Source organism: Thermoactinomyces sp. DSM 45891, from assembly GCF_900119485.1.
Classification (GTDB): Bacteria; Bacillota; Bacilli; order Thermoactinomycetales; family Thermoactinomycetaceae; genus Baia.
The window spans coordinates 1-16,823 of record NZ_FPJZ01000014.1; the positions used below are offsets into that span (position 1 = coordinate 1).

At 41.1% G+C, this 16,823-nt stretch carries 16 protein-coding genes; 13 read left to right on the forward strand and 3 right to left on the reverse strand.

The annotated features are described in order from the left end of the window. The 3 genes from BT147_RS15590 to BT147_RS10990 form a co-directional block, all read right to left on the reverse strand. A partial coding sequence (locus BT147_RS15590; RefSeq protein ID WP_502688569.1) for an alpha-helical endospore appendage domain-containing protein occupies window positions 1-386 on the reverse strand: 386 nt, incomplete at its 3' end. A 495-nt stretch (window positions 387-881) separates the two neighbouring features. After that, window positions 882-1,421, reverse strand: coding sequence for a GNAT family N-acetyltransferase (locus BT147_RS10985; protein ID WP_072335068.1), 540 nt, complete (start codon window positions 1,419-1,421; stop codon window positions 882-884). Window positions 1,422-1,584: 163 nt separating this feature from the next. After that, a complete protein-coding gene (locus tag BT147_RS10990; protein ID WP_072335071.1) occupies window positions 1,585-1,794 on the reverse strand; it encodes an ATP-binding cassette domain-containing protein in 210 nt (69 codons plus the stop codon). Window positions 1,795-1,999: 205 nt separating this feature from the next. On the opposite strand from BT147_RS10990, the gene BT147_RS10995 reads away from it, so the two are divergent. The 13 genes from BT147_RS10995 (at window position 2,000) to BT147_RS11055 (ending at window position 16,454) form a co-directional block, all read left to right on the forward strand. Further along, window positions 2,000-2,914 (forward strand): aminoglycoside phosphotransferase family protein, encoded by a 915-nt coding sequence (locus BT147_RS10995; protein WP_072335262.1) that lies wholly within the window; start codon window positions 2,000-2,002, stop codon window positions 2,912-2,914. Window positions 2,915-3,069: 155 nt separating this feature from the next. Further along, complete coding sequence (locus BT147_RS11000; RefSeq protein WP_072335074.1) at window positions 3,070-3,885, forward strand: SPL family radical SAM protein; 816 nt, start codon at window positions 3,070-3,072, stop codon at window positions 3,883-3,885. 213 nt (window positions 3,886-4,098) lie between these two features. Further along, window positions 4,099-4,971 carry a thymidylate synthase gene (locus BT147_RS11005; protein WP_072335077.1) on the forward strand — a complete coding sequence of 291 codons (873 nt, stop codon included), beginning with the start codon at window positions 4,099-4,101 and terminating at the stop codon, window positions 4,969-4,971. Window positions 4,972-4,989: 18 nt separating this feature from the next. Further along, window positions 4,990-5,547, forward strand: a complete 558-nt coding sequence (locus tag BT147_RS11010) for an inosine/xanthosine triphosphatase (RefSeq protein ID WP_072335080.1) — start codon at window positions 4,990-4,992, stop codon at window positions 5,545-5,547. A gap of 21 nt (window positions 5,548-5,568) precedes the next feature. Next, window positions 5,569-6,918 (forward strand): amidohydrolase family protein, encoded by a 1,350-nt coding sequence (locus BT147_RS11015; RefSeq protein ID WP_072335083.1) that lies wholly within the window; start codon window positions 5,569-5,571, stop codon window positions 6,916-6,918. Between the two features lie 92 nt (window positions 6,919-7,010). Next, window positions 7,011-8,276, forward strand: coding sequence for an ATP-grasp domain-containing protein (locus BT147_RS11020; protein ID WP_072335086.1), 1,266 nt, complete (start codon window positions 7,011-7,013; stop codon window positions 8,274-8,276). Between the two features lie 42 nt (window positions 8,277-8,318). Continuing rightward, window positions 8,319-9,581 carry an ATP-grasp domain-containing protein gene (locus BT147_RS11025; protein WP_072335089.1) on the forward strand — a complete coding sequence of 421 codons (1,263 nt, stop codon included), beginning with the start codon at window positions 8,319-8,321 and terminating at the stop codon, window positions 9,579-9,581. Window positions 9,582-9,593: 12 nt separating this feature from the next. Beyond that, a complete protein-coding gene (locus BT147_RS11030; RefSeq protein WP_072335092.1) occupies window positions 9,594-10,835 on the forward strand; it encodes an ATP-grasp domain-containing protein in 1,242 nt (413 codons plus the stop codon). A gap of 58 nt (window positions 10,836-10,893) precedes the next feature. Beyond that, window positions 10,894-12,132, forward strand: coding sequence for an MFS transporter (locus tag BT147_RS11035; protein WP_072335095.1), 1,239 nt, complete (start codon window positions 10,894-10,896; stop codon window positions 12,130-12,132). A gap of 12 nt (window positions 12,133-12,144) precedes the next feature. Beyond that, on the forward strand, window positions 12,145-12,726 hold the full coding sequence (locus tag BT147_RS11040) for an LOG family protein (RefSeq protein WP_072335098.1): 582 nt from the start codon (window positions 12,145-12,147) through the stop codon (window positions 12,724-12,726). Window positions 12,727-12,757: 31 nt separating this feature from the next. Then, complete coding sequence (locus BT147_RS11045) at window positions 12,758-13,972, forward strand: ATP-grasp domain-containing protein (RefSeq protein WP_072335100.1); 1,215 nt, start codon at window positions 12,758-12,760, stop codon at window positions 13,970-13,972. 192 nt (window positions 13,973-14,164) lie between these two features. Continuing rightward, window positions 14,165-16,234: a (Fe-S)-binding protein gene (locus BT147_RS11050; protein WP_072335103.1), complete on the forward strand. Its 2,070-nt coding sequence runs from the start codon at window positions 14,165-14,167 to the stop codon at window positions 16,232-16,234. Window positions 16,235-16,283: 49 nt separating this feature from the next. Then, a complete protein-coding gene (locus BT147_RS11055) occupies window positions 16,284-16,454 on the forward strand; it encodes an AbrB/MazE/SpoVT family DNA-binding domain-containing protein (RefSeq protein ID WP_083426531.1) in 171 nt (56 codons plus the stop codon). Window positions 16,455-16,823: the final 369 nt, after the last annotated feature.

The window sequence follows — 16,823 nt, forward strand, 5'->3', positions numbered from 1 at the left end:
GGCCCGGTAGCCCCTGCTGGTCCGGGTGGCCCTCCTGATGGCCCTGTTGGCCCAGTGGCACCTGCCGACCCGGTAGGTCCCCTTGTCACGTCTGTGTTTAACACATTTTCTAACTTCTCATTTAGAATCCATTCTTTCTTCCCGATTACATTAATCGTGTCGCGAACGCTATTATTGATCGTAAGTAAATCGCTAATGGAAGGTTGAAAGGATGTTGAGACTCCAGGGAGAGTCCCGAGAACGTATTGTAGCTTTTCTCCTTCTGCATTAATAATATGACTTAAGCCTAATTCTTCTAAGGCAATCGATGATAATAGAAGATTCACTGCATCTTCTCTCGTAATGCTTATATTAGGTGAAATATTAGGGATATTCGCTTGAGACATGTTATACCTCCTTGATACAATATTCTTATTATAGGTATGCTGATTCTTACTGTAGGTATGCATAATTTTTGCTACGTGTAACAGTATAATTATTCAATTATCTTTAGAAGTGGTATGTAGCTGGTCTATAAGTATTCCACTCATAACGAAAAGTAAAAATTGGTATGAATAGAAAGATAAGAAGTTTTTAAGATTGTACGCATTTCTTGATTTGAACGATAAATACATGGAAATAATAGGAGGTAGATTAGCATAGAGATATAAAACAATGGGGGTGGTAGAGTGAGAGGATTAACAGCGATCAAGACCTTTATGGAAGTGGTTTTTAATGTGTGGATTGGAAATGAGAGAGGCGGCATCTAGATATGGAAACATCAAAAATATGAGGACGATTCTATTTTCAACATAGAGTCGTCCCTTTCTTCTATTAAATAGTCTGTTAAACAACGTTTAAAAATGAATAAAACTGGATTCACTCTAGTTATTTTTTCCAGTTTATTCATCATTCATTCCATACTCTAATAACCAACAATCTTCATGTATACCTTCATGTAGTTCATGATTTGGTAGAAAAGATAGTTTTTTAAAACCACATTTCTCGTAACAACGAATTGCTCTTTTATTACGAGTTTGTGGATCCATTATGATGGCTTTTGCCCCTATCTCTCGAACCAGATAACCAACCATGCAGGAAACCAAACGGGTTCCTACACCTTTGTTCCAATAATCCGTTTCACCAATAAATTGATCCATCCCCCACACGTTCGGTTCTTTCGAATAGCCTGTCTTTTGCTTGTCGTGGTCGGTTAGAGGATAGAATTGGATATAGCCAATCGGCTTGTTATCATATTCTACGATGCAATTTCTACTTGATTCATCGTGATTCAGGTATTGTTTCCGTACTTGCTCAGGAGACTGTGGCTGATCTCTCCCTTCATAAAAATAAAGCACATCCGGATTTGTGAGCCATTTTGAGAGAATGGCTACATCATCTTCGCTAACAAGTCGTATGGTAAGGGGGCCTGATTTTATCATTTTCTCCTCCTGCTACCCTAGCATTTTTTATCTGTATTTTTTAGTGAGTCAAGTATCTTTTTATATCTCTTTTCCAATGCCTCTTTTTCTTCTTCCTTTAAAGAAAGGGATAATCGGCTTATTACTTCGGTAAGATCGTATTGCAGTTGTTTCTCCCCGCCACTCAAGGAAGAGACACGTTGCCATATGTGGTCTCCGGAGAAGGATAGTGCGAATCTTCATGACCTAACATGCGCAGCAAAGTCGTTTTCCCTGCTCCATTACGCCCCACGATGCCGATCTTCTCGCCATATTTAATCTGGAGCTTATCAATTGAAAAGAGCAAACGGTTCCCGAACCATTTTGTAACATGGTTCATCCCTAAAATGAACATAAAAAATCCCCCTCCAAATAACGCCAGAGAGGGTTGAAAGGATGACAATGAATACTAGCAACAACCTTACTCTAACGTGTTTATTTGTTGTATACGTACTGATTGTTGTTTGTTCATTGGTCACGTACCATCCTTTCGATTAGTTAGAATGATTATACAATAGGGAAGGGGAAAAAGAAAAGGTAGTGTGGGAGATGATGGGGAAATGATGATAGAGGAAGAGCATCTAGAGCAAGCAAAACAATGGATTCTACAGAAAACGAAGTCTAACGGCACAATTCCATCGTTTACTCCGTTATTAGGGGCCACTTCCTCTTCTTTATATAAAGTAACAATGGATGATGATGTATTGTATGTTCTTCGTCTATATACGAATCGAGAATGGAATAATCAAGTACCTGACCTTGCCTTACACGAAGCGAGTTCATTAGAAGGAATAAAGGGGAGCATGTTGCAAACACCTCAACTAATAGCTATAGATGAAAAGGGCAAACACACAAGATACCCTGCTGTACTGATGAGCAAAGTTCCGGGTATCCCTCAACTATTTCCGATGGATCAAGAGGCCTTGACTCAACTAGCAGAAACGTTGCTTGCTATCCACTCGATGGAGGTGGATTTACAGTGGATATACTCTTCTTATTACGAGATCGAAACACTTCAAGCACCAAAGTGGTCGTATCAGGTGGAGTTATGGGAGAAGGCGATAGAGTACACGAAAAAGGTTCAAGCAGATCATGTGAAACAAGATGTTACCTTTATTCATCGTGACTATCATCCGATGAACGTATTATGGGAAGGAAGAAAAATCACTGGCGTTGTAGATTGGGTAAATGCTTGCATAGGTCCGCGAGGGGTAGATGTAGGTCACTGCCGATTAAACCTTGCACTCTTGTATGGAGTAGAAAAAGCGGATCAGTTCTTACTCGAATATACGAATGTAGCAGGGGATTCCTTTCACTATCACCCATACTGGGATTTGCGGATGCTTTTTGAATTCCTTCCAGGACCACCTACTGTTTATCAAGGTTGGTTAGATGTTGGTGTTACAGGGTTGACGGAGCGACTAATGAAACAACGTTTTGAAGCATATTTGCTAAGTGTCTGGGAGAGAATGTGATAGCAATCTATTCACCTTTTTTCTCCGTAGACTCTCGATGACGAATAATCATACAATCCATCCGATTCCTTCTTGCACATCTATCAAACATTTGGCAGAGTTAAAATGAATAAGAGAAATACGAAATAAACACACCAGATAAATGGGGAATCAACATGGTAGAGTTTAAGGAGATTACATCCCGAACGATTTTAACGCTTGCCAATGGTTCGATGGATGGAAGTCGATTTACATTTACTCTAAACCCATATGTAGGCTGTGTATTTGGCTGTAAGTATTGCTATGTACGAGAGATGCCAGCAGCGAAGTATCGAGAGGCTGAATGGGGAGAGTATGTTGATATTAAGACGAATGCAGCACAGTTGCTAGAAAAAGAGATTCAGAAAGCGAGAAAAAAGGGGACATCGGTATCGATCTTTATGAGTACAGCGACTGATCCCTATCAAGGGGTGGAAGCGAAAACAGGGTTAACGCGTTCTCTTCTCGAAGCGATGCTTTCTCAGAAGAATGAGATCGATTACTTGATGATTCATACGAGGTCACCACTGGCGAAGCGGGATATCGATCTCTTCTTGGAGTTTGAGCAGAAAATCATCGTGAGTATGACAATTGAAACGGATCTGGAGAAGGTTAGAAAGGTATTTACGCCGAGCGCTCCGCCTATTCCTGCGAGGCTAGCGACACTGCGAGAGATTACGGAAGCTGGGGTCCCAACGAGAGCTTCGATTTCGCCCATGCTCCCCTTAAGTAAACATATAGCGAGGACGTTACGAGGTGTTACAAACCACGTGGCGCTAGATGATTTCTTTATGGGAGATGGAAGCCGTGGTAGGCGAACCGAGCGAATGAATATAAAGAAGCTTTATGAACAGCTAAACTTGTTGCAGTGGTTTGAGCGGGGAGCATATAAGAAAGTATTGGTTCTTTTAAAGGAAGAGTTTGGAGAGGTAGATGTATTTAATGAGATATAATGAAGAAGCTAATTCGAGTGAGATAGGTCTATCGAATTAGCTTCTTCGAATCTACCACCCTTTTCTGATTGGAATAAATATTCATACATATAAATATTAATTAAAATATAATAATATCTTTTATCAAAAAATACAATTTAGTCTATTGTGCATATTATAATTGTTATGTATACTTTAATTCGTCAGTAAGAAATATTCCTGAGGAGGAGAGATATGTTATCTCTGCAAGCAACAGACTCCATGCTAAATGGACTGAAAAGTATTGATATTCACGCAAGCACTGTAGATGAATTAGTAAAGCATGGGATTACTCATATTTTGGACAAAGGAGATCGGGTCTCAACGAGAGCCGGAGATGCTTTGCAAGCGTATGACGTGAATTATCTCTTGCTAGACTCCAGAGATCGGGTGCATACAGCTCGCCCTCAAGCAATCACATACTTTGCCAGAGAGTTATGTGCATACTTCCAAGGGAGTCTGAAAGTGGATAGCGGATTATCTAAAGCTTCAAAATTTTGGAACCATTTAGCGGATCCAAACGGAAATATTAATTCGAATTATGGTTACTATGTGTTTTACCAGCCTGTTCCAGATGTGAAAATTAGTAGCCAGTATGATTGGGTTATCAAACGTCTTTGTGATAACCGAGATTCTAGACGGGCTATTATCAATATAAATCAAGGAATGCACAAGACCGCAACAAAAGATTTTCCTTGTACAGTAGCGATTAATTATTTCATCAGAGAGGGTTTTTTGTGTTCAAAAGTATTCTCTCGTAGTACAGATGTGATTACTGGATTGCCATATGATATGGGCTTCTTTTCGTTTCTAACAGAGCTTGTCTATCAAGATTTAGTAGATAGAGGCATACAAGATTTGAAGCTAGGCTATACCATGATGGCTAGTAACTTCACTCAAATCTATGATCGACATGCAGAGAAAGCGCTTGATATTTCCGATAGCTTCGTGCATCAAGAATCGGTTATGATGCCGAAAATTACAAATGCAAGTGAAGTATTGGAAGATATCTATAACGGTACTGCAAATAGTGAAGTGATGAAATGGGTTTATGAAAACGCTACGTAAGCAGATGGGAGAGAAGCAATGAGAATCTTACTAACTTCAACCAATGAGGCGAAACAAAAAGCACTACAAAATATAGTCGACCGATTTTATGATCAGGCTACTATTGAAACGATTTCAGTTGATTCAGGCGTGTCTAAAACACCAACCAATGATCAAGAAGCAATCCAAGGATGTTGGAATCGAATTGATCGAGCAAAAGAGGTCAAGGGAGATTACGATGCCTATGTCTCGTTTGAAGGATTGATTTCCAATCATAAATTTGGGATGTTCTTATACGGATGGTGCTTGTTTGTTGATAGTACGAAAGACGAATACGGTTTGGGGGCTAGTTCTCAAGTAATGGTTCCTCGATTTATCAGTAGCAAAATCTCGGCTGATGTTGAATTTAGCGATGTGGTAAAAGCAGATTACCCCTCGCCACATCTTTCTAGGATGTCAGTGGTAGGAAGTAACGGTTTGTTTACGAATTTATGCTATACACGAGTTCAAGAGTTTGAGGATGCGGCTTTATGTGCGCTGGGATATCTTCATAATCCCGCCAATGTGGGGGATCAACGCTCTGTACCCCAAAAATAAACAGGCTAGGATGATCGGGACATGGATCTAGTCATCAAAAATACTCATTTTCTGGACCGTACTTTCCAGATTCGCTTTGGTTCCATCGTGGTAGAGCAGCAAAAGATAAAGCGGATTTTCTACAGTGAGTCGGAAGTGGATACCTTTTTAGCAGAGAGTGGCTTTTTAGGTAGGGTTGTTGATGGTGTGAATCTCGTATGTATTCCTGGATTGACAAATGCTCATCTGCATCCGAGTAAAGATTTATATCGAGGTCTTTTTTTAGGACAATCACTTCCTACGATTCTTTCTTTGATCCATCAGCAAAACGGTCAAGAGTCGGACGAGGACCAGTATTGGGCCTCTTTATATAGTTATAAGCGAATGATTCAAATGGGTGTGACCACAGCAGGCGTCTTTACTAGTCGATACCAACCTGACTTAAAAGCGGCAGAGGCATCCGGAATTCGTTGTTTTATAACGTATGCCGTCAATGAGAAGTGGAACGGTAATGGTGTATCGCCCCAAGTGATTTCGGATGAACAAGCATTTGAACGAGTGGAGAGCTTCTTAGCTAGTGATAGAAGTGACCGTATTTCATTGTCGATCGGGACTTCTTCTGAGTTAACTTCGTCCCCACGATTTATGAAGGAACTCTACGAAGTGGCTAAGCAAAATGAAGTATTGTTTTCGCTACATGTAAGTGAAGGTGAAACACAATCGAACAAATGTAAAGAAGTACATGGATTACACAGTGTTGAATTTCTAAACAGTCTCAATATATTGACTGAAAACACTTTGTTGATTCATGCTTCTTTTCTAACTCCAAAAGAAGTGGAGTTAGTAGCAAATTTACCTGTGAAGCTAGTAAGTTGTCCGTTAGCGAATGCTTTTGCCCAGTCCGGATTATTCGAATTACTTAAATTAAACGACGGAAAAGGTAGTATCGGACTGGGAACGGATGCGGGGATGATTAATCCACAAAATAATTTAATGGCAGATGCACTATTTTCCTATTTTTCACAGCGTGTGATGAGTAGGGAAAGGCAAGTAGAATTCGAGAGCATTTTTAAATTGATCACGATTGAGGGTGCTAAGGCTCTTGGTTTAGACCAGGTGGGGGTGATCGAAGAAGGCTGGAAAGCAGACTTAGCGGTATTCTCCGTTCCTGACCATGCCCCGATTGATGAATATAATCCATTGCTTCTGATCTCAGAGGTCCTCATGACCTCGTTAGCGAGATATGTGGTGATCGGCGGTGAACTGGTCATTGACGATTATAAGTTTAAGCCGATGGATGAAGAGTTATTAAATCAGAAATTTTACAGTATTAAATCAAGACTGGCGGCACCGCTAATGGAGCATTTGCAGGAGTTTGAGTCTGGTGAGTGAGTAGTTGTGACAGTAATAGGATGGCAGTAATACTTTCATTACTTTCATGCAGGTCTAAATCAAGTATTACATGAGTAAGGGAGTCGAGTACATTGAGTCAAGAGAAAAGAAGAATCATGATAGTCGAGCCAAACTGTTCAGGTGGTATTGAGCTATTAAAGAGTGCGAGAAGAATGGGTGCACAGGTTCATGTGGTTACGCATGAAGACTTGTACCAGCAAAACTATTCCGCTGAGTTAAAGGAAATGATTGACTACACATTGTTTACGAACTTCTGTGTTGAAGCAGAAGCGATTGCAGATATGGTTGCGTATGGCAAAAAAGTAGGGATTGAGGGAGTTGTAGCAGGCTTTGAGTTCGTGTCTGATATGACGGTGAAGGTAGCGAGTGAATTAGGTCTGCCTACTCATGACCCGCTAAAATGTGAGGCGCTTCGAAGAAAAGATTTGATGCATCAATACTTTGTAGAGAATCAAGTTGCTTGCGCGAAATCGATTATTGTTCAAAAGTGGGATGAGTGTATTGCGGCAGCGATTGAAATCGGCTATCCAGTCGTTATTAAGCCGTCGTCTAATGCAGGATCATGCAGTGTTTTTAAAGTGAACAGCGAAGAAGAGCTAAAGAAAGCATTTGAAGTGATTCGTGAGAATAATGTGGAGTTTCCGCATGGTATGACTTTGGATGATCATATTTTGATCCAAGAGTTCTTATCCGGACCTGAGGTAAGTGTGGAAGTAGTTGTTTTTAACGGTGACGTTAGCGTATTGGCCATCACAGATAAAACGACTACTACAGGAAATTACTTTGCCGAGATAGGCCACACTCTACCGTCTAAGTTATATCCTCGTGAGCAGAAGCTGGTGATAGATATGACGAAGCTGGCTGTTCATTCTCTCGGATTGAAAAACGGGATTGGTCATGTCGAGTTGAAGCTGACGACGGATGGTGTGAAAATTATTGAAGTAGGGGCGAGAATGCCGGGCGATAAGATCCCGAATCTCTTATTACACGCTTGTGGGATTGATGAGGGGATTGTTTACATTCAAGCTTCGATGGGGCAATTTCCTGATGTGACGCCGATGAATCATCAGTTTGCGGCGATCCAGTTTATCACGAGCGATCGAGCAGGTGTTATCGAATCGATTGGTCGATTGGAAGGGATCCAGAATGTTTCCTCGAACGGGGAAGAGGGGATCGTGGATGTCGAGATCTATGTGGAAGAAGGACAAAAAATCGGGGTTCCGATTAATAATATTGACCGAATTGGCCATATCATTGCGGTTTCCAATAGCTATGAAAGAGCATCTATTTTATGTTCGGAAGCATTAGAAAAAATTGAATTGCAAATCGTGGAGTAATGATATTTCGTTTAGTTGAGCTGATGACGAGGAGCGGAAGAGATGGTTCAAGAGAAGCGGAAAATGATGATCATCGAACCAAATTGCTCAGGTGGTATTGAGCTATTGAAGAGTGCGAGGCGAATGGGTGTTGAGATACATGCGGTGACGCATGAAGATTTATATCAACATAGCTATTCAGATGCGGTAAAGGAAATGATTGACTATACACTGTTTACGAATTTCTGTGTTGAAAAAGAAGCGATTTCAGATATCGTAGCATATGGAGAAAAAGTGGGGATTGAAGGGGTTGTAGCGGGTTTCGAGTTTGTAACCGATCTCACGGTGAGAGTGGCAAGCGAATTAAATCTACCTACTCATGATGTGTGGAAGTGTGAGGCGCTGAGAAGAAAAGATTTAATGCATCAGTATTTTGCAGAACAGCAGGTTTCCTGTGCCAGAACGATTGTAGTTCGAACATGGGATGAGTGTAGCGCGGCGGCGCTTGAAATAGGCTATCCTGTTGTGATTAAACCATCATCCAACGCAGGGTCATGTAGTGTTTTCAAAGTGAACAGTGTACAAGAGCTAAGGAGAGCTTTTGAAGTCATCAGTCAGAATAATGTAGAGTTTCCGCATGGTATGCCCCTCGATGACCACATCTTGATCCAAGAGTATCTATCAGGACAGGAAGTAAGTGTAGAAGTGGCGATTTATAATGGAGAGATGAGTGTTCTCGCGATTACGGATAAGATGACGACTTCGGGTAATCATTTTGCCGAAATCGGCCATACACTTCCTTCTCATTTAGATTCTCTGGAACAGAAGAAAATCACAGATATGACGAAATTGGCTGTTCGCTCTCTCGGATTAAATAATGGAATTGCTCATGTTGAAGTAAAGCTAACTTCGGATAGCGTGAAGATTATTGAAGTAGGGGCAAGGATGCCAGGTGGGAAAATTCCTTGCCTTCTACTACATGCTTGCGGAATTGATGAAGGGATTGTCTATATTCAAACCTCTTTGGGACTCAATCCGGATGTTGCCCCCCGAAACGATCAATTTGCGGCCGTCCGTTTTATTACCAGCGACAAAGAGGGGATTATTAAATCGATTGGCTTTGAGAAAATCCAGAAAGTTTCTTCAGATGGACAGGAAGGGATTGTGGATATCGAGATATATGCTAAAGAAGGGCAAAAGATTGGCATCCCGATTAACAATATTGACCGAATCGGTCACATTATTTCCGTTTCCAATCATTATGAAAAGGCATCTGCTCTATGTTCGGAAGCATTAGAAAAAATGGAATTGCAAATTGCTGAGTAGAGGTGGACATCGATGAGGATCGCATTTACTCGATCAGTAGATATCGGACAGGCACAACCTTTTTTACGAAATATTAGCACGTATGTTCAGGATAAAGAACATCAGATCAAGCTTTTCTATACAGATGGTGAATGCAATCAAGATTTGTTTCCTGGGGAGATGGAAAAGGTTCCAGCTGATGTCTCCTGTGAAACACTCGTTGGAAAAATCATGGATTGGAAAGCGGATTTCGTGATATCGATCTCTCTTCCAGATGATAATAGCTTACGCGATGCATGTGTGAAGGAGATCTTGATGGAAAAGCATCAGATTCCGATGATTATGCACTCGATGGAAGCAACTTCGATTATGTGCAATAAGTGGGAGACAAAGGGCTTCTTACGTAATCTAGGATATGCCGTTACGGATGGGTTCTTAATTCAGGGCGATTTGCTTAACGACCGGGGCATTCGCTACCATTCTTATCGCGATTTCATTTTTAATAAAGTACAGAAAATGGGCTTTCCTATTATTGTTAAACCACTGTGGGATTCGATGTCTTGTGGGATTCAGATTATGGATACGATGGAGGAACTGCGAGATTATGTAACCACGAATCCTCCAATGGCTGATGTGTTAGTGGAGCAGTTTATTGAAGGAGAGTTATTTGGGATCGAAGTACTCGGATGTGATGGCAATTATCGTTGCCAACCGTTAGTAAGGAAGTGTTCAAACTCAGTTCGCAATCTATTTCCATTTGACCATCTCCGATTTGCTCCCTTTATCAATGAGTCGTATCCGATTCAAGAATTAGAGGAAATGGTTTTAAATATTGCCTCTAAATTAGAGGTAAGTGGTTCAATCGATGTAGAATTAATATATAAGGGCGGTATTTTTTACATCATCGAGATTAATCCTCGGATCTCAGGAATGACGAATCTGTCATCCGCTGTTTCTGGGCATAATGCGTTTCAATGCCTCCTTGAAATGGCAGAGGGTGAATGGGTGAATCAGTATCGTCTACCGAAGAAAGACCGATTTGTAGCTGAGTTTCCATTGGAAAATATGACGTCTACCATTGCTGAGCAGATGCGGGGCCGTAATGATGTGGTTCATGTAAGTTTTAATCGTTACCATGACGGTAGAACACAGTATAAGATGATGCTTAGCGCAGTAGATGCAGAAGATTGTTTCTCGAAATTGATGGGTTTAAATGAAGGAAATAAGATCGTTCCAAATCATATTATCGAGGAATTACGAAGCAGTATGACGTAATAAGAATATATGGGACTATGAATCCAATCTAGTCCCAACTATTCATTCATGGAGCGAATTGAGGTGTAGCATGAAGAATCTCTTCAGAAATAATTTGCAACTATTTTTATTAGCAGATTTAATTTGTCAATTTGGCGCAGGGATTACACTTGGAACCTTAAACTGGCTTGTGCTCGATCATATGGGAAAGAATGAGCTGGTTAGTTATGTGTTTGGTGTAAACGTCGTCTGTGGTTTGTTGATATCATTCTTTTCTGGATTGATAGTCGACCGTTTTGATAAGAAGGCAGTTGTAATCTGGTCAAATGTTTTTCGAATTGCGTTGACACTGATTACGCTTTTGTTATTTTTATTTACAGGTTTCCACTATAGTTATGTCTTCTTATTAGCGATCAGCAACGGAATCGGATGGAACATCTACTTCCCCGCTACGAAGGCACTCCTACAAAGCATTACGGCAAAAGGTGGTAATGTTTTAAAAGGAAATTCAGGTGCGGAAATCGCGATGCAAGTAGGGATGTTCTCAGCAGGTGCGGTTGGAGGATTACTCTATAAAAACCTAGGATTTAATACGATCTTGATCATCAATATCGTGATGTTTGTGATCGCGAGTTTATTAGTAAAATTGATCTCGGTTGAGACGACTCCAGCTAAAACGGGGTTAAAACTGGCTCACTTAAAAGAAGACTTTATTGATGGATTCAAGTATTTCCGTCATCGTTCCGCGATCTTCTTGCTCGGTATCACGATGTTTATCCCATTTGTGGCGGCAGGCCTGATCAATGTGTCGCTCCCGGGTTATGTAAGTACATTTTTGAATGAGGATTCTGTCACGTTCGGGCTGATTACCATGTGTTACGGAATTGGTGCCTGTATATCGGGTTTGATTATCATGAATCTTTCTTCTAAGATCTCACGAAAAGGGTTAGTGCTCGCTGGATTCATCATCGCGATCCTCTGCGGGGGACTCATGTTTGTAAACCACAGTGTGGCAATTGCTTGCTTTAATAACATGATGTTTGGATTCTGCGGTTCGGGGATTCGAATCATTATGTATTCGGAAGTGATGGAAAAACTACCGTCTGAGTACATAGGAAGAGCGATGTCAATCTGGAATGTGATTGGAATGGCCCTACAAATCGGCTGTACGTATATAGTAGGGAAATCGATGGATGCATGGGGTGCGCAGTACGGATTCTTGATTTTATCAAGTGTGATGATGCTAGGCTTTATCATCTATGGACTCTCTTATCGTATGGGCAAGAAGAGTAGCAGTAGTAGCACAATGGCTGGATAGGGGGATACAGATATGATTGCAAAGCTCAAGGATGAAAGCCCACCTTTAATTTGTTGCTTTTGTGGTGCTAGAACAGGTAACGATCCCATTTGGATGAAACAAGCAGAGGTAGCAGGAAGAAAGCTATCTGAGGCTGGCTTCGGTATTGTGTATGGGGGTGGCACTGTTGGCATGATGGGGAGATTGGCAGATGAGGTAGCAGTTAGCGGTGGTAGAGTTGTCGGGGTTTTGCCTGAGTTTCTCAAACATCAGGAGGCGGAAGGCGAAGCACGGGCCTCTACGATCTTCACCCAAAGCATGCATGAGCGGAAAAATACGATGTATCAATTAGCATCTGGTTTTTTGGCTATGCCGGGTGGAATTGGTACCTTTGATGAACTGTGTGAAACGATTGCATGGTTAAAGATTGGCATACATGACGCCCCTCTCTATATATGGAATATCCATCATTTTTTTGATCCGTTTATCCAGTTGATTGATAATTTGAAGCATCACGGCTTTTTGAACGATGATGATATGACCAAAGTAAAGATTGTCGATGACATTGATACGATTGTTTCTTCATTAAAAGAAGCGATTTCCATTCATAAATAGTAAATTTCCTTGACTTAGTGGAGGTACAACGATGGTAACGAATCAAAATATAGTGATTATGAACCGCTGGAGTGATGATTACGGAAACTATGCAATTCTTCTTGATCATCATCAGAATAACGTTTCCTACATCGTAAATGCGGGTGGTGCGGTGTATCTAAAGAATCACCCAGAGATTCCTAACTATGCACAAGTGGTTAACGATTTGAAAGATGTAGAAGAAGTAAGTGCGGCAATGGATCATATCATAAGCCGTTTTGGCAAGATCGATGTTCTCATCGCATTATCGGAAAATGATATTTTAGTTGCGGGACAAATGAGAGATCGTTATTCGATTCAAGGGATGGGTTTACAAGATACCTTGCGATTTATTGATAAAGTTGAGATGAAAAAGAGTTTTGCGGGTACGAAGGTTGCGGTTCCTCGCTATTTAGAGGATTTGACGGAAAAGAGTTTGCTTGATTTTGTATCAGAGACTGGATTTCCTGTTGTTCTAAAGCCGAGAACAGGGGCAGCTAGTGCAGGAGTAAAGATTATCCCTGATCGGGAACGGCTTATGGCTACGATGAAAGAGATTGATATTCATACCTATGAGTGTGAGGAATATATCGAAGGTCCCATTTTTCATATGGATGGTATTATGAAAAATGGAGAGCTTGTCTTTGTAAGGACGTCTCGCTATCTAAACACATGCTATGAATATACACAAGGAAAACCAGTTGGTTCCATCATCATTTCCGATGAGCAGAGATCGAAGAAATTTGCTGACTTTACGGAAGAGGTGATGAAGACCCTTCGGCTGGACAACGGTGTGTTTCATCTAGAGGCTATTCTACGAGATGGGAATGAGCCTGTATTCCTAGAGTTAGGTGCACGTCAAGGGGGCGGGGAAGTCGTGCCTCTTATGAGGCTTCTATATGATGTGGACTTAGTGAGGGCCCTTTTCCAATCCCAACTGGGAGAAGAAATTGAAGTAGCTCCTAGGAAGACGCCTTTCGTATCTGGATTCTTGTTATTTCCTGAGCCCAAAGAGGTTCCTTGTAAAGTGGTGAAGGTATCTACAGTAGAGAACTTATCTACACTCTCCTATGAATATATTCCTGAAGTAGATTCGATTCTGGACGGTAAAGGCGGGTACTATTTTAACGCTGGTAAATTTGCCTTTATTGGTCGTGAAGAAGACATCGAATCGGATCTTCTGAGAGCCATGAACGAATATGAAATCGTAACGGAGCCAATCTCATAATAAGGAAGACACCGCTTTGCTTCGGTTAGTTTTGGCTAATCATTTTGAAGTGGGTGTCTTTTCTTTTTATATGGAAAATAAAAAAACTGAATGAATGACCACTCATTTTTGTGTTACAATGAAACCAATTAGTAATGGTAAGATTATATATAGTTTCCTTAAATGAAATGTTTCGAAAGGAGCGAGCTAGCAATGTCTACGTTACAAATTTTCAATATCATTGCACTTATTGCAGTAGCTAGTTATGCATTTTACTTGTTTGGTTATGTGGTTTATCAACGCTATCAGTACATTCGATTGGGTAAGCCAATTGAATTCGAATTGAACTTTGGAGAACGCTTCCGTGAGATTTTAATTAATGTATTTGGGCAAAAGAAGCTTTTTAAAGATATGAAAAGCGGGATTATGCACACCGTTATGTTTTATGGGTTTATTATTATCCAGTTTGGAGCGATTGATCTTTTTTGGAAGGGCTTACAACCGGGTGGTCATCTACCTCTTGGTCCTGTTTATGGAGTTTTCACTTTCTTGCAAGAAATCACAACGTTCCTCGTGCTTATCGCTACGATCTATGCGTTTCATCGTAGATATGTGGAGAAACTTGCACGTCTGAAGCGTAATTTTAAATCAGGTCTGGTTATCATCTTCTTAACTTCGTTGATGTTTTCAATCCTGATGGGTGGCGCTTTTGAACAAATCGCTCTCCAGCATCCATCTAGTTGGGCCACACCGATTTCATCTATGTTGGCTGTGCCTTTTTCGGGGCTGTCTGAAGGTGTAGCAGAGGCGGTATTTTATGTTTTTTGGTGGATGCATGCACTTGTACTCTTTACTTTCATGGTATATGTACCACAATCCAAGCACTTCCACTTGTTAATGGGACCTGTAAACGTCTTTATGAAACGTCAGCAACCCCCAGGTAAACTCTCATTAATTAATTTTGAAGATGAGACGGTAGAAGAGTATGGAGTGGGGAAGGTTACCGATTTTAACCAAAAACAATTGATCGACTTATATGCGTGTGTGGAATGTGGTCGTTGTACCAATATGTGTCCTGCTTCTGGGACAGGTAAGATGTTATCGCCGATGCAGTTGATTGTGAAGCTACGGGATCATTTAACGGAACAAGGAGCGGCGATTACACAAAAAGCGCCTTGGGTACCACAAGTTGCCTTTTCGAATGCGAATCAAGCAGCGTTGGAGGTAGCAGTCGGAGAGAGTGGTCCTGCGATGATCGGAGATGTCATTACGGAGCAAGAAATTTGGGCTTGTACCACGTGTCGTAACTGTGAAGATCAATGTCCGGTTATGAATGAGCATGTAGATAAAATTATCGATATGCGCCGCCACCTCGTGATGACACAAGGGAAGATGAGTGCAGAAGCAGGTCGTGCGTTCTCCAATATCGAGAAGCAAGGAAATCCATGGGGAATTAGCAAAAAAGACCGTGATAAGTGGGTGACCGATGCAGAAGTGCCTGTGCCCACAGTAAAAGAAGAGAAGGAATTCGAATATCTTTTCTTTGTAGGTTCTATGGGTGCTTATGATATGAGGAGCCAAAAAATCTCACGAACTCTAGTGAAACTCCTTACCCAAGCGGGTGTGAAATTCGCGATTCTCGGAAACAAGGAGAAAAACTCTGGTGACACACCTCGTCGTATGGGGAATGAGTTCTTGTACCAGCAACTGGCGGAAGATAATATCAAACAGTTCCAAAAGAACAACGTTAAGAAGATCATTACTATTGATCCACATGCTTACAACGCTTTTAAAAATGAATACCCAGACCTTGGTTTGGAAGCGGAAGTGTATCATCATTCCGAAGTGCTAGCAGATCTCATCTCGGATGGACGTCTCGTTCCAAGTAAGACATTGACCGAACGTATCACCTATCATGATTCTTGCTATCTCGGACGCTATAACGATATCTACTCCGCCCCGCGCTTCATCCTAAGTAAGATTCCAGGGATTGACTTGGTAGAGATGAAACGTAGCTTTGAAGATGCGATGTGCTGTGGTGCCGGTGGTGGCATGATGTGGATGGAAGAGCATGAAGGAACACGTGTCAACGTTGCGCGTACCGAACAAGCACTTGAAACAAAGCCGACAATGATTGGTAGTGCTTGTCCATACTGCTTAACCATGTTGTCAGATGGAACGAAAGCAAAAGAAGTAGAGGAGTCGGTGCAAACACTTGATGTCGCTGAGATACTTGCTCTCTCTATTGAATTTACGATTGATCAAGAAGAGCAGGCCTCCTAATAAGACTATAGACCATTGATAAATCTGCACACGTTAGGGGTGAATACCAATGCATGTACGCAAAATCTCCGATAAAGGTCAAATCGTGATTCCGAGTGAGATCCGTCGAAAGTTAGAGATGAATGAGGGGGATCAGATCGCGTTTATCGAGACGAAAAAAGGTAATCTTTTGTTGGTAAATGTGAATAAGATTATGATTGATGAGGTTCAGGAGCTTTGATATTTAGTTAGACACAAATGGTTTAGCTTGTTGGAGCAATCCCGGGGCATGTATCTATCCACAGCTCAAATAGTAAGCCTGCATATGCACAGTTGCGATTTGTTGTCGATAAGGTAATTACAAGCACTTTCTATCATCAAGTCTTTGTAGGTAAGGATAAAGCCAACTGGTAAAAAATGATTGCTTATTACTTCATCTCATTGTAGAATTTAACGTGAATTCTGAATACGAGGAGAAGGATGATATCAGATGGAGATGAATGGAATAGGAACAACTCTTGTTCAGATGTCTAGCTTTCTCTGGTTGTTAGGGATTTTAATAGTAGTATCCGCTGGTGTTTATTTCCTAGCGAGAAACGTAAAAAAATAA

Coding starts and splice junctions, on each gene's coding strand:
- BT147_RS10985 (WP_072335068.1), bottom strand. CDS start 1,421: ATGATAAAATCAGGCCCCCTTACCATACGACTTGTTAGCGAAGATGAT.
- BT147_RS10990 (WP_072335071.1), bottom strand. CDS start 1,794: ATGTTCATTTTAGGGATGAACCATGTTACAAAATGGTTCGGGAACCGT.
- BT147_RS10995 (WP_072335262.1), top strand. CDS start 2,000: ATGATGATAGAGGAAGAGCATCTAGAGCAAGCAAAACAATGGATTCTA.
- BT147_RS11000 (WP_072335074.1), top strand. CDS start 3,070: ATGGTAGAGTTTAAGGAGATTACATCCCGAACGATTTTAACGCTTGCC.
- BT147_RS11005 (WP_072335077.1), top strand. CDS start 4,099: ATGTTATCTCTGCAAGCAACAGACTCCATGCTAAATGGACTGAAAAGT.
- BT147_RS11010 (WP_072335080.1), top strand. CDS start 4,990: ATGAGAATCTTACTAACTTCAACCAATGAGGCGAAACAAAAAGCACTA.
- BT147_RS11015 (WP_072335083.1), top strand. CDS start 5,569: ATGGATCTAGTCATCAAAAATACTCATTTTCTGGACCGTACTTTCCAG.
- BT147_RS11025 (WP_072335089.1), top strand. CDS start 8,319: ATGGTTCAAGAGAAGCGGAAAATGATGATCATCGAACCAAATTGCTCA.
- BT147_RS11030 (WP_072335092.1), top strand. CDS start 9,594: ATGAGGATCGCATTTACTCGATCAGTAGATATCGGACAGGCACAACCT.
- BT147_RS11040 (WP_072335098.1), top strand. CDS start 12,145: ATGATTGCAAAGCTCAAGGATGAAAGCCCACCTTTAATTTGTTGCTTT.
- BT147_RS11045 (WP_072335100.1), top strand. CDS start 12,758: ATGGTAACGAATCAAAATATAGTGATTATGAACCGCTGGAGTGATGAT.
- BT147_RS11050 (WP_072335103.1), top strand. CDS start 14,165: ATGTCTACGTTACAAATTTTCAATATCATTGCACTTATTGCAGTAGCT.
- BT147_RS11055 (WP_083426531.1), top strand. CDS start 16,284: ATGCATGTACGCAAAATCTCCGATAAAGGTCAAATCGTGATTCCGAGT.